Below are 13,281 nucleotides of genomic sequence, written 5' to 3'. Positions count from 1 at the left end.
CGCCGATCCGTGGCAGTCGCGATTGTCGCGGGTCCGTACGGCCGAGGAACTGCGTACTTCGCTGGGCCAGCTGCGTCGGCAGTGTGGCCGCTCGGTCCGGGACGTCGCGAGAAAGGGTGGCATCGGCCAGGGAACGACGACAAATCTGGTGTCCGGCAGTACCACCCCGACCCGGAAGTCGGTGGCCGGTTTCCTGACCGGCTGCGGATTGAGCCCGGCGCACCAGCGGCCGTGGCTGGAGGCGTACGACCGCATCTACCCTGATCGGCACCGAGCCGGGTCGTCGCCGGCGCCGGTCATGGGCCGGTGGCTGATGCGGAAAGGCGGCGGTGCGGACGCCCGCGGTTACTTCAGCTCCCGCGGCCGCGGGCACCGCGGTGACGTCGGCCAGGCGGATATGTTCCGCGGCCGTGCCGAGGCGATTGCCGCGGTCCGCGCATGGCTGAGTGCGGACGAGCAGCCGCAGCGTCCGCTGGTCATCACGGGGCAACCGGGCGCCGGCAAATCGGCGGTGCTGGCGCGTGTCGTGATCGAGCTCGAGAACGAGCAGTGCGGGCCCGGAGCGGCAATCAACGCCCAAGGCGCCACCTTCGCCGACATCCTGGACGCGGTCACCGCCGGTGTCGGCCTGCCGGCCCGGTCGACCGCGGACACCCTGTTCGAATACCTGAGGGCCGATCAGGACATCCGGCTGCTGCTCTTCGTGGACGGCCTGGACGAGGTGGCCACCGCCGATCTTCAGGGCGGGAAGGGGCTCGACTCCACACCCTGGGCGTTCGCGGGCCGGACAGCCCCAACCTGATAGATCTCGACACCGACGCCTTCTTCGATCGTGCCGGGTTGGAAGCCTTCGCCGCGGTCGTTCTCACGCAGGGACCGGACAACGTCGCCGCACGCGCCTACCGCGATGATCCCGGACTTGCCCGGCGACTGGCCGCGGTCGTCGCCCGTAAAGCCGATCGCAACTATCTCGTCGCCGCACTGGCCGCGAACGACCTGGCCGGACAGGTGCGGAGCGTCGACCCCGCGTCGTCCGACTTCGACGACACCAAGGTGCCGGCCACCGTCCACGAGGCGATAGGCCGGTACCTCGAGGCCCTGCCTGATGACCGGCGTCTGCGGGCCCGGGGCATGCTGACCGCGCTCGCCTACGCACGAGGGGAGGGCATCGGCGACAGCCGGTGGCGCGACTTCGCCGCCGCCCTCGGTTATCGCGTCACCAGCGAGGATCTCGACCAGCTGCGTGACACGGGCGCCGCCGACTACCTGCTCCAGACGACGGTCGCCGAAAACACGGTGGTCACTCGCCTGTTCCACCAGGCGCTCGTCGACGACATGCTGAGCTGGCGGCACGACCGGCCGCACGACGAAACCGTCATCCTGGCGACGCTGTTGCCGCCCATCCCCGAAGGGTGGGCGCAGGCCGATGCCTACACGAGGAGCCACGCCGCCGAGCATGCCGCCGGCGCTTGCCGTCTGTCACTGCTGCTCTCCCAGGAGCATTTCCTCCTCGTCGCCGACTGGGATCGCCTCCTGCCGCTGTTGCCGGCCGGCTCGGCCGGGGACGACGCTGCGATCATCGCGGTACTTCGCCTGGCCAACCATCGCGTTCGCGAGTCCGCACCCGAGATGCGGGCCGACCTGCTGGCGACCGCATCCGCTCACCTCGGCGTCGGTTCGCTGCAGCGCCGCTTCGGCAGGCTTGCCACCACGTCGCTGACGTTGCAGTGGGCGCACAGCCTCGGTACCCCGCATCAAGTCGTCACCACCGAGATGCCCGGATGTATCGCCGCCGGTCGTCTGAGTGACCGCAAGGTCATCGTCGCCGGACTGGACAACGGCACCATACGACTGTGGGACGCCTCCGGCGCCGCGGTCGGCGAGCCGTTGACCGGGCACATCGGCACCGTCAGCGCGGTAACGGTCGGTCGCGTGGGTCAGAACGACATCATCGTCTCGGGCGGCGCCGACGGCACGGTACGACTCTGGGACGCGGCCGGCACCTCGATCGGCGACCCGCTCACCGGACATGGCGGCACGGTCAGCGCGGTGGCGATCGGCCGCCTCGGCAACGACGACGTCATCGTCTCCGCAAGTCACGACAGCACCGTTCGCATGTGGAGTGCGGCCGGCGCGCCCGTCGGCGATCCCTTCACCGGCCATGGTGAGCAGGTGAACGCGGTGGCGGTCGGGCGCCTCGGCGATCAGGACCTGATCGTCTCCGCCGGTGACGACGGCACCGTGCGGCGGTGGGACGCGCAGGGCAGGCCGGTCGGCGACCCGATCACCGATCACCCGGAATGGGTGAGCGCCGTCGCGATCGGCCGGCTCGGCGGTCACGATGTCATCGTTTCCGCCGGTGGCGACGGCAGCGTTCGGGTGTGGGACGCCTCGGGCGATCCCCTGGGCGATCCCCTCATCGGTCACACCAAAGCGGTGAACACCGTGGCGATCGGCCGGCTCGGCAACCAGGACGTCATCGTCTCGGCCGGCGACGACCGAACGGTACGGATCTGGAATGCCGCCGGCTCGCCGATCGGGGAACCGCTCACCGGTCACACCAGCCCCGTACACGCGGTGCTCATCGGCCGCTTCGACGACCGCGACATCATCGTCTCCGGGGGCTATGACAGCACGGTGCGCCTGTGGGATGCCCACGAGTTCCCGATCGGGGAACCGCTCACCGGCCACACCGACACCGTGATCGACGTGGCTGTTCATCGGGGCGCTGCCGCGGAAACCGTAGTCTCCGGCAGTTACGACGCCACCGTGCGATGGTGGGACTCGGCCGGGCATCCGGTCGGCAATGCGCTGACCACCACCACCGAATGGGTGGGTGCCGTAGCCGTCGGCCGACTTGGCGAACAGGACGTCATCGCCGCCGCCGACTCCAACAGCAATGTGCAGTTGTGGTCCGCCGCCGGCCGGTCCGCCGTCGGCTTGTCGACCGGCCATACCAACTGGATAAATGCGGTGGCAATAGGCCGGCTCGCCGATCACGACGTCATCGTCTCCGGCAGCTACGACAAGACCGTACGGCTGTGGGACCGTACCGGCCGCCGAATCGGTGACCCGTTGACCGGCCACACGAGCCCGGTGAGCGCGGTGGCGATCGGCCGCCTCGGCGACCGGGACGTCATCGTCTCCGGCAGCTACGACAAGACGCTACGACTGTGGGACCACACCGGCCGGCCGATCGGCGACCCGTTGATCGACCACACCGATTGGGTGAATGCGGTGACTCTCGGCCGGCTCGGCGGTCACGACATCATCGTCTCCGGCAGCAGCGACAAGACGCTTGGTCTCTGGACGGAGAACCGGCGAACAGCCGTGGTGCCCTGCCTCAACGCGGTGACGAGTGTGGCGATCAGCGAAAAGGCTGTGTACGCCGCTCTGGGCCGGGCGATCTGCCGGTGGACTCCCGCCGGCTCGACGATTCTCGTGTAGCAATTTGTGCCAATGCGTTCACTCGATGGCGGATGAACGAATGAACGGATGAGGTGGATTTCAGCAGCGGGCGGAAGGCATACCGCTGCGATCCCTGATCCATTCAGCGAAAGGCACCGAATCATGACTCCCGGTAAGCTGCGGATGTTCAGTTTCGCCGCGGCGGTTCTGTTCAGCCTGATCCCCGGCGTCGTCACATGCATGGTCGATGTCGGGGCCGGTGGTGGGGTTGCGTCGGTCATCGCCGGCGGGGCGGCGTTCGCCTCGGCTCTCACCCTGGCGTTGCGCGCGCTCTCCTTCCTACTGCCGGCGTGGGAAGGGCGCCGCACGCGGAAAACCCGGCGACGAGGCGCCCGAAGCTGATCTAGCGTGACCCGGTGCGGATCGTGAGTCTGAATGCCTGGGGTGGCGCCCTCTACGAAGAGCTCGTCGCGTGGCTTCCCGGCAGCGGGGCGGACATCCTCTGCCTGCAGGAGGTGACGCGCACGCCCGGACTGAGCGGCTGGACCCGCTTCGAGGACGCGCACCGCACTCTGCCCCAGCGGGCCGATCTACTCCAGGACGTCCGGACCGCGCTGCCACAACACCAGGCGATCTTCGTGACCAGTGACTCCGGGCCCGTGTGGGACGGTGACGGCGCCCGCCACCGGCAGGACTTCGGGCTGGCGACCCTCGTCGCCGGGCACCTGCCGGTCGTCGGGGTCGACTCGGCGTACGTGCACGGGGAGTTCGCCGACCACGCCGAGTGGGCCGTCGCCGACCGTCCGCGGATCGCGCTCGCCGTGCGGACCGCCGACCGCGCGACCGGGCGCTCGGTCTGGGCCGTCCAGATGCACGGGCTGCGCGACCCGGCGGGCAAGGCCGACACCCCCGCCCGCCGGGAGCAGGCCGAGCGGCTGGCCGCGCTGGTGCGCCGGATCCGCGGCCCGCACGATCTGGTGGTCGTCGCCGGCGACCTCAACCTGCTGCCGGGCAGCGAGACCTTCGGCATTCTGGCCGAGGCTGGCCTCACCGACCTGGTCGGGACGGCCGACACCCGGACCTCGTACTACCGCAAACCGGTACGCCACGCGAGCTACCTGCTGATCTCGGACATCGCCGCCGTCAAGAGCTTCGAGATCATGGCCGAGCCCGAGGTCTCGGACCATCGCGCCCTGGTCCTCGACGTCTGAGAGCGGTGGAGGCTAGTCCTCCTCCCGGCGGCGCTCGGCGATCTCCCAGCTGAAGACGTGCTGACGGATGAGCCGCGCGGTCGACTCGTCCGGGCGGAAGATGAGGATGATCTCGTAGCCGGGCTCGCCGTACGCCTCGCGCACGGTGTGCACGGTGCCGGTCACCTCGACGTCGCCGGTCTCCAGGCGCAGGGCGGCCGACATCGGGTCGCCGACCTTGAGCGCCGGCTTGTGCAGCAGCAGGCAGCGCAGGCCGCCCTCGCTGATGTCGAGCAGCCGCCCGTGCAGCGGCGCCTCCTCGGGCTCGGCCCCGAGCTGGACGGCCGGGCCGCCGCCACCGCGGACGAACTCGCGCCGGTTGCTCGGCTGCGGCAGCCCGATCGGCTTCAGAGTCCACCGGTACGGCGCGCTGTCGGTGATCTCGACCAGCTTGCAGGGCAGGATGACCCGGGCCCGCGGCTGGGCCCAGAAGATCTCGACCGTCTGCCCCGGCCGCGGCGCCTCCGGGCCCTCGGTCTCCAGCGGCGCGGCGACGCTGAGCATGTCGCCCTCGACGGCCTCGAGCCGGGAACGGTAGTTGGTCTCCTCGGTGTGCACCAGGAACATGGGCGTACCGAGGCGGGGAAGCTCTGCCACGACGATCTCCTGAACGCGGAAAGAACGCAGAAACGGAAACTGCTGCCAGCTCTGAGTCGGTTCCCGGGCGTGCGACTTGAGGAAAGCGCCGACGCTTAGATCCGGCGCGAAGGGGCCGAACGGAACGGTGTGAGTGTCGGCTTCCTGGATCGGCCGGCCGACAGCGAGGCCTGGCTACCCTCGCTGTTCGACGCTTCGCCGATCGGCATGGCCGTGTTCGACCCGGACGGGGGCAACCTGCGGGTCAACGCGGCCATGGCGTCGTTGCTGGGCCGCGGCGAGGCCGAGCTCGAAGGCCTGGACCTCGCGTCGCTCATCCATCCGGACGAGGTCGGCGAGGATCGGGCCCGCATGCGGGAGCTGGCCGAGGGCCGGGCCCGCAGCTACCGGCGCGACACCCGTTTCCTGCGGCGGGACGGGCAGGTGGTGCCCTGCCTGGTCGCGGTGACCCGCGTGGGCGAGCCGCGGCAGCTGTTCATGCAGGTGGTCGACCGCGCCGGAGCCGATTCCGGCCGGGAGGCCCTGCTGCGCAGCGAGGCGCAGTTCCGGGCGGCCTTCGACGCGAGCGGGCTGGCCTCGGCCATCGCCGGTCAGGACGGCCTGCTGCGCCGGGTCAACCATGCGTTCGAGGAGCTGGTCGGGCGGCGGGCGGGCGAGCTGATCGGCCGGCCCTACCTCTCGCTCACCCACCCCGACGACCGCTCGGCGAGCGAGCGGGAGGACCGGCGGGTGGGCGCGGACCCGGAGGCGGCGGCGGGCTTCGACAAGCGCTACGTACGCCCGGACGGGTCGGTGGTGTGGGCGCGCGTGGGCCTGACGACGATCCCCGGAGCCGACGGCACCCGTGACCGCCTGGTCCAGTGCGAGGACATCACGCAGCGCAAGCTGGCGGAGGAGTCGGCCGGCCGCGAGACGCAGCGGCTGCGCACCACCATCGCGGTCCAGCGTGAGGTCACCGCCGCGGCCACCGAGCGGGATGCGGTCGTACGCCTGATGGCCGACCGCGCGCTGCAGGTGCTCCCGGCCGGCGACTCGGCCGCCGTGCAGCTCATCGAGCCCGACGGCGCGACGATGCGCACCCTGGCCGGGATCGGGGCGATGTCCGAGCGGGCCATGCCGGCCATCCCGCTGAACCACTCGCTGGCCGGCGTCGCGGTGGCCACCGGCACGACGGTGCGCTGCGCCGACGCGGCCGCCGACCCGCGCGCCGACCAGCCCTTCGTCCGGTCGACGGGCGTCCGGTCGCTGCTCATCGCCCCGCTGCGCACGCCGGACGGCCCGATCGGCGTCCTCGCGGTCGCGGCCCGCCGGCCGGACGCGTTCGATGAGGCCGACGAGCAGCAGCTCACCCTGCTCGCGGACGCGCTCTCCGGCGCGCTCCGGCACGCCGCCGACACCACCGGAAAGCAGGAGCTGCTGAGCCAGGCGACGGCCGCGGTGCAGGCGCTCGAGGAGGAGCGCACCGCCGCCCTGGCCGCGCTCGACCGGCTGGCCCGCAGCGAGCGCCGGTTCTCCGAGGTGTTCGAGCACAGCCCGGTGCCGAAGATCGTCATCGGGCTGCGCGGCGCCGACCGGGGCCGCATCCTGCTCGCCAACCCCGCGTTCCGCCGCCTGCTCGGCTACTCGGCCGAGGAGATCACCGGCGTCGACGTGCCCGCCCTCGCGCTGGCCGCGGGCCGCGGCGGCGGCGCGCCGAGCGAGGCCGAGCTGCGCCGGGCCGACGGCAGCCTGGTCACGGTCGCCGTGCACCTGCTCGCCATCACCGACGACCAGGGCCCGCAGCAGGCCGTCGTCCAGCTGCTCGACGTCACCGCCGAGCGCCAGGCCCGCGCCGACCTGGCCCGCAGCGAGGAGCAGTTCCGCACGGCGTTCGACGGCTGCCCGATCGGCCTGCTGATCGCCGACGAGCAGGGCCGCTTCCAGCGGGTCAACCCGGCCGCCGCGCAGCTCATCGGCCGCTCCCGCGAGGAGCTGGTCGGGCTGAGCCACCGGGAGATCACCGACCCGGCCGACTTCGAGGAGGCGGCCCAGGCCCGGCTCGCGCTGCTGCGCGGCGCCGGCGACGTCTGCTACGACACCCGGCTGCGGCACCCCGGCGGCAGCGTCTCGTGGTGCCGGGTCACGGTCGCGATGATCCCCGGGCCGGCCGGGCGGCGCTGGCGGCTGGTGCAGATCCAGGACATCACGGGCGAGCGCGCGGCGGCGGCGGCGCGGGAGCGGGCGGTGCGCCGGCTGCGGGCGACACTCGCCGTCCAGCGTGAGGTCACGGCGGCGGCGGCGGTACGCGATGACGCCCTGCGCGTGGTCGCCGAACGTGCCGTGGAGCTGTTCGACGCGGCCGACGGCTCGGCGGTCGAGCTGGTCGACGGCGACGATCTCTACTACCAGGCGACCGCCGGCACGCTCGCGCCCGCGGGCGGCACCCGCCTGCCGATCGCCGGGTCGCTCAGCGGCCAGGTGCTGGTCACCGACGCCCCGGCGCACTGCCCCGACACCGGGCAGGATCCGCGGGTCAACGCGGCCGCCTGCGAACGGCTGGGCATCGGCTCGATGCTGATCGCCCCGCTGCACGCCGAGAACCGGGTGATCGGCTGCCTCAAGATCTCGGCCGCCCGCTCGAACGTCTTCGACGACACCGACGAACAGCAGCTCGCCCTGCTCGCCGACAGCCTCAGCTCGGCGCTGCGGCACGCCGACGACGCCGAGCGCAAGGCCGACCTGCTGGCCGAGCGCACCCGGGCGCTGGCCGCGCTGGAGGCGAGCGAGGCCCGGTTCCGGCTGGCCTTCGAGAACTCGCCGCTGGGCCTGAGCCTGATCAGCATGGACGAGGACGACCTCGGCCGCTATCTGCAGGTCAACCCGGCGCTGTGCGCGATCACCGGCTACTCGGCCGGCGAGCTGACCGGGATGACGTACAAGGACCTGATCCACCCCGACGACCTGCCGTCCGACGAGCAGGTCCGCGACGCGGTCCGGGCCGGCATGGCGCCGTACCGCACCGAGCTGCGCTACCGGCACCGGGACGGGCACGTGGTCTGGGTGGCGCTGGTCGGCGCGCCGGTCCGCGACGAGCGCGGCCGGCCGCTCTACCTGGTCAACCAGGTGCAGGACATCACGGCCAAGCGGGCCGTCGACGCCGAGCTGCGGCGCCAGGCCCGGCTGCTCGAGCTGATCCCGGCCGCGGTCATCGTGCGCGACCTGGACGGGACGATCCGCGGGTGGAACGCCGGGGCCGAGGCGCTCTACGGCTGGCCGGCGCGGGCCGCGATCGGCAAGAACATCCACCGGCTGCTGGCCACCGGCTTCCCGGCGGGCGGGGAGCAGGGCGTGGTCGACGGGCTGCACCGCGACGGGCACTGGGCCGGCCAGCTCGAGCACCTGACGGCCGCCGGGCGTACCGTCACCGTGCTCAGCCGGATGGTCCCGCACCGGCCCCGCGCCGACGCCGACATCCAGGTCCTGGAGATCAACACCGACGTCACCGCCGCCCGCGCCGCCGAGAAGGCGCTGGCCGAGAACGAGCAGCGGTTCCGCGCCCAGTTCGCGAACTCGGCGGCCGGCCAGATGATCCGCACCCTCGACGGCTCGCACCTGCAGGTCAACCCGGCGTACGCGGCCATGCTCGGCTACACCCCGGAGCAGATGGCCCGGATGCCGGACGCCGAGCTGTGGCACCCGGACGACCAGGTGGCCATCCAGCACGAGATCGCCGGTCTCTACGTGGGCGATGCCACCTCGTACACCCATGAAGGTCGGATGCGGCACCGCGACGGGCACTGGGTCGATGTGGCGTCGACGGTCTCGCTCGTGCGCGACGATGCCGGCCGGCCGAAGAACATGATCGCGGTGGTCACCGACATCTCGGCCCGGCGCGCCGCCGAGCACGCCCGTGACCAGGCGGCCGCGTCGCTGGCCGAGCGCAACCAGGAGCTCGAGGCGGCCAACCAGCTCAAGCTCGACATCATCGGCATGCTGGGCCACGAGATCGGCAACCCGCTGTCGTCCATCCGCGGGTACGCCGAGCTGCTGACCGACGATCCGCCGGAGCTCGGCGAGGCGCGCCGGGCCCAGGCCGTGGACGCGATCGCCCGCCAGGCGCAGCGGCTCGACGAGATCGTCCGCGAGGTGCTGGCGATGGTCAGCATCGACGCCGGGACGATCAGCGCGGCCCGGCAGAGGCTGTCGCTGCGGACCGAGGTCGAGCGGGCGCTGGCGGCGATGGATCTCGAGCTGCCGGTCGCCGGCGCGGACATCCCCGTGCTCTTCCACCCGGGGCACCTCCAGCAGATCCTGGTGAACCTGCTGTCCAACGCGGCGAAGTACGGCGGCGGGGCAACCAAGATCAAAATCGGCGCTCACGGTACGGCCGGGGCCGCCGTCGCGGTCGAGGACAGCGGGCCGGGCGTGCCCGAGGAGTTCCGGCCGCGCCTGTTCGAGCGCCTGGCCCGCGCCGACCGGGACGCCGCGTCGGTGAAGGGGACCGGTCTCGGCCTCTACATCGTGCGTGGCCTCGCCCACGCCAACCACGGCGACGTCCACCACGAGCCCAACCCGTCCGGCGGTTCCCGGTTCGTGCTGACCATGGAGACCGTCCCGAAGTGACCGATCACGGATAGAACGGTTCCGCCGCTCCGGCGCCCGGACATAGCCTGCACCAGGGGCGGTGTCGCCCCGTCAGGAGCGCAGGGGAGACGCCGCCATGGCCGAGAGCAACGTGCTGGCCGGGGCCGGCGGGCGGCCGGTCGCCGAGCCATCCGTGCCCACCGGCCTGGAGATCCCGGCGATCGGGGTGCGCACCGCCGTGGTGCCGATCGGCCCGCGTCCCGACCGCATCTTCGACGCGCCCGGCATCGACGTGCCCGCCGGCTGGATGCACTCGACGCCCACCCCCGGCGAGCCCGGCGCAGCCGTGATCGTCGGCCCGGCCGACTCCGCCGAGAACGGGCCGGCCGTCTTCCACCGGCTGCGCCTGCTCATGCCCGGCGACCGCATCGTGGTCCGCCGCGCCGACGGCAGCGAGCTGCGGTTCGCGGTCACCGCGGTCGGCATCTACCCGCACGACGCGTTCCCCGGCGACCTGCTCGCCGGCCCGGGGGAGGAGCCGGAGCTGACCCTGGTCACCGACGCCGCGACCTGGAACCGGGGCCGGCACGTGGTGTTCAGCCGGTTGGTGTCCTGACAACGGCCGTTCTGCCCTCAATGCGGCCGGCCGGCGGCCGATCGGGTAGTTGTGGAATGGTTGCGCCGGATGCCGCCGCCCGTGAGCGGCGTCCTGCTGGTGGTCGTCGCCCTAATCTTCGCCGGCCTCGCGCTCGACGGCGTCCTCGGCGGCTGGATCATTCCCGGGCTCGACTACCTGCCGCTGCGGCACGCGGCCGAGGCGCTGCTCGCCGGGGACCCGGTCTTCGGCGATCCCGCCTTCGTCTACCCGCCGGCAGCGGCCGTGGTCCTGCTGCCGGCCGCCCTCGGCTCGCCCGCGGCCGGCTTCGCCGCCTGGGTCGTGGCCGGCGCCGCCGCCCTGCTGCTGGCCGCGCTCCTGATCGCCCGCGAGGCCCCGCGCCCGTACCGCCCGCACGTCTTCGCCGCCGCCACTCTCGGCCTGCTCGGCGGCGTCCTGGCCAGCCGGTCGCTGTTCCTCGGCAACCTCAGCGAGCTGCTGGTGCCGGTCGCGGTCGGCGTCCTGCTCTGCTTCCACCGCGGCCGCTGGCTGCTCGGCTGCGCGCTGCTGGCCGCGTCGCTGCTGGTCAAGCCGTTGCTGGCGCCGCTGGTGCTGATCCCGCTGCTGCACCGCCGATGGGCGGCCCTGCTGCCGACCATGCTCCCCGGCGCCGCCCTGCTCCTGCTCTCCATGCTGCTGGTGCCCGGCGGCCGCGACTTCCGCGCGTCCTGCGCTACTGCCTGACCGGCACCAACCTGCACGGTGACAACGCGGTCAACAACCTCTCCCTGCGCGGCCTGGCCGAGGGCCGGCACGCGCCGCACCTGCTGGGCGTGGCCGCCGCCGTCCTGACCCTGGTCGCGGTGGCCGCCGTGGTTCTGCGCCGGCTGCGCGCCGGCCGCCCGTCGCCCGTGTGGCTCGGCGCCGTCCTGCTCTTCGGCACGTTCCTGGCCGGCGGCATCTCCGAGGTCCACTTCCTGATGACCGGGTACGCGGTGGTCCTCCTCCTGCCGGCGGTCGAGCGCATGCCGTTCCGCACCTGGGCGCGTTTCCTCCCCGGCCTGGCCCTGCTGGCGTCGCCCGCCGGCTACCTGGACCTGATCCTCGGCCCACGCACCGACGCACAGTGGTGGCTGGTCCTGGCCGAGCTCTTCCTGCTCGGCGCCCTCCTGACCACCCCAGACCCGAGCCGGGCCGAGGTCTCCGCGACCGTCCCCGCTCCCGCGTCCGCCGCCCCCGCGTCCGCCGCCCCCGCGTCCGCCGCCCCCGCGTCCGCCGCCCCCGCGTCCGCCGCCCCCGCGTCCGCCGCCCCCGCGGCCGAGGCGCCGGCCGGCCCTCCCGAGCCGGACCTGGCCCCCGCATGACCGTCGGCGCCGGTGTCCGCGTTCTCGTCGTTCTGTTGGTCCGGCATCGCCGGCTGATCGCGGCGGTGCCGGCCGCCCTGGCCGGCCTGCTCACACTGACCGTCCCACCCGACCTGACCGCCTTCTCGGCGGCCGGCGACCTGTTGCTGCACGGTCACCTCGCCGAGGTCTACGCCGGCGTCTGGAACCAGGCCGGCCCCGCCCAACTCCTGATCAGCCGCCTGCTCACGATCGGCGGCGCACCGTCGCCGATCACCGTGGCCGTCGTCGACGCCTTCCTCGTCGTAGCCGCGATGTGGTCGTGCGCGCGCTTCGCGCCGGCCGACGCCACCGATGCCGCCGGCATCGTTCGCCGGGAGGTGGTCGCGGGCCTGCTCGCGCTCCTCTGGGTGACCGCGCCCCTGCCCTGGAACGGTCACCCGGCCGAGCTCACGATCCCCGCCCTGTGGGCGCTCGCCATCGCGCTCGCCCGCCGGAGCCGCCACATCCTGGCCGCGGCCGCACTGGCGCTCGGCGTGTCCATCGCACCCTGGGCGATTCTCGGCATTCCCGGCCTGCTCGCCGCCCCGCCGCCGCCGACCGCCCCGCCGCCGACGGCCGCGCCGCCGCCGACCGCCCCGCCGCCGACGGCCGCGCCGCCGCTGACTGCCGCGCCGCCGCTGACTGCCGCGCCGCCGCTGACTGCCGCGCCGCCGCTGACTGCCGCGCCGCCGCTGACTGCCGCGCCGCCGCCGACGGCCGCGCCGCCGCTGACTGCCGCGCCGCCGCCGACCGGCGCGCCGCCGCCGACCGGCGCGCCGCCACCGACCGGCGCGCGCTCGGCATTTCCGGTTCGCGCCCTGTTCACCGGCGTGCTCGCCGCGATTCTCGGCGCCGGTGTCTATCTGCCGTTCGCGCTGAGCGGCCACTTCGCGCTGTTCGATCTGCGCTGGGAGGTCGGCCCGGGAACGATGCCGGCCCTGCTCGGCCTGCACGAGGCATCCTGGTGGCTGCGGGCCGTCCAGGCCGTCGTGGCCGGGACCGGCGTCGCCCTCGTCGCGTGGCGAATGCGCGCCGACCGGCTCGCGATCGCCGCGGTGCCGCTCGTGGCCGGACTCCTCCGGGTGATGACCGACCCGGTGGCCTATCCGTACTACTGGTACCCGGTGGCCGTCGCCTCGCTCCTGCTGCTCGCCCGGCCGGCCGGCCGGTGGCCCTGGGCCGCCGCCGTCGCTCTGACCGCCTTCGCCGGCGCGGCCGCCGGCCTGACCGTCGCCGCGCCCGTCGCCTGTCTGGCGCTGATGGTCATCGCGCACCGTCGCCGCCACCCGGCCGCGGCCTCCTCCTCGAACCCGGTCACGATCTGCGCTGCCTGACTTCTCGTTGAGAAATCTTCCTCGCTTGCCTGCGGCCGGCCATGCTGCGCACCGGCCTGGACCTGCCGGAGCCGGACGCGTCCGGGCCCGCGGCGGGACGGCGGATCTTGGCGACCGTCTAGTACGTTGACGGCGACCGATGCCTGCCG

General features: G+C 73.2%; 10 protein-coding genes. 9 read left to right on the top strand and 1 reads right to left on the bottom strand.

What is annotated here, in order from left to right:
- Positions 1-22 precede the first annotated feature (22 nt).
- The 4 genes from ACQP2F_RS25700 (at position 23) to ACQP2F_RS25685 (ending at position 4,619) form a co-directional block, all read left to right on the top strand.
- Complete coding sequence (locus tag ACQP2F_RS25700) at positions 23-802, top strand: helix-turn-helix domain-containing protein (protein ID WP_433291530.1); 780 nt, start codon at positions 23-25, stop codon at positions 800-802.
- A gap of 38 nt (positions 803-840) precedes the next feature.
- Positions 841-3,447, top strand: coding sequence for a WD40 repeat domain-containing protein (locus tag ACQP2F_RS25695; protein ID WP_433291528.1), 2,607 nt, complete (start codon positions 841-843; stop codon positions 3,445-3,447).
- 123 nt (positions 3,448-3,570) lie between these two features.
- On the top strand, positions 3,571-3,810 hold the full coding sequence (locus ACQP2F_RS25690) for a hypothetical protein (RefSeq protein ID WP_433291526.1): 240 nt from the start codon (positions 3,571-3,573) through the stop codon (positions 3,808-3,810).
- Between the two features lie 14 nt (positions 3,811-3,824).
- On the top strand, positions 3,825-4,619 hold the full coding sequence (locus ACQP2F_RS25685) for an endonuclease/exonuclease/phosphatase family protein (protein ID WP_433291524.1): 795 nt from the start codon (positions 3,825-3,827) through the stop codon (positions 4,617-4,619).
- 12 nt (positions 4,620-4,631) lie between these two features.
- On the opposite strand, the gene ACQP2F_RS25680 is transcribed toward ACQP2F_RS25685, so the two are convergent.
- On the bottom strand, positions 4,632-5,255 hold the full coding sequence (locus ACQP2F_RS25680; protein WP_433291522.1) for a PilZ domain-containing protein: 624 nt from the start codon (positions 5,253-5,255) through the stop codon (positions 4,632-4,634).
- A 129-nt stretch (positions 5,256-5,384) separates the two neighbouring features.
- On the opposite strand from ACQP2F_RS25680, the gene ACQP2F_RS25675 reads away from it, so the two are divergent.
- From ACQP2F_RS25675 to ACQP2F_RS25655, 5 genes are all read left to right on the top strand, one after another.
- Positions 5,385-9,857, top strand: coding sequence for a PAS domain S-box protein (locus ACQP2F_RS25675; protein WP_433291519.1), 4,473 nt, complete (start codon positions 5,385-5,387; stop codon positions 9,855-9,857).
- 97 nt (positions 9,858-9,954) lie between these two features.
- Positions 9,955-10,434, top strand: a complete 480-nt coding sequence (locus tag ACQP2F_RS25670) for a sortase domain-containing protein (RefSeq protein ID WP_433291516.1) — start codon at positions 9,955-9,957, stop codon at positions 10,432-10,434.
- A 69-nt stretch (positions 10,435-10,503) separates the two neighbouring features.
- Complete coding sequence (locus ACQP2F_RS25665; RefSeq protein WP_433291514.1) at positions 10,504-11,157, top strand: glycosyltransferase 87 family protein; 654 nt, start codon at positions 10,504-10,506, stop codon at positions 11,155-11,157.
- On the top strand, positions 11,049-11,777 hold the full coding sequence (locus tag ACQP2F_RS25660; RefSeq protein ID WP_433291512.1) for a hypothetical protein: 729 nt from the start codon (positions 11,049-11,051) through the stop codon (positions 11,775-11,777). The genes ACQP2F_RS25665 and ACQP2F_RS25660 overlap by 109 nt, the downstream gene beginning before the upstream one ends.
- Positions 11,774-13,132 (top strand): hypothetical protein, encoded by a 1,359-nt coding sequence (locus tag ACQP2F_RS25655; RefSeq protein ID WP_433291510.1) that lies wholly within the window; start codon positions 11,774-11,776, stop codon positions 13,130-13,132. Before ACQP2F_RS25660 ends, ACQP2F_RS25655 begins: the two co-directional genes overlap by 4 nt.
- Positions 13,133-13,281: the final 149 nt, after the last annotated feature.

This window comes from Actinoplanes sp. CA-030573, from assembly GCF_050951115.1.
GTDB lineage: Bacteria > Actinomycetota > Actinomycetes > Mycobacteriales > Micromonosporaceae > Actinoplanes.
This window is presented reverse-complemented; position numbering and strand designations above follow the sequence as displayed.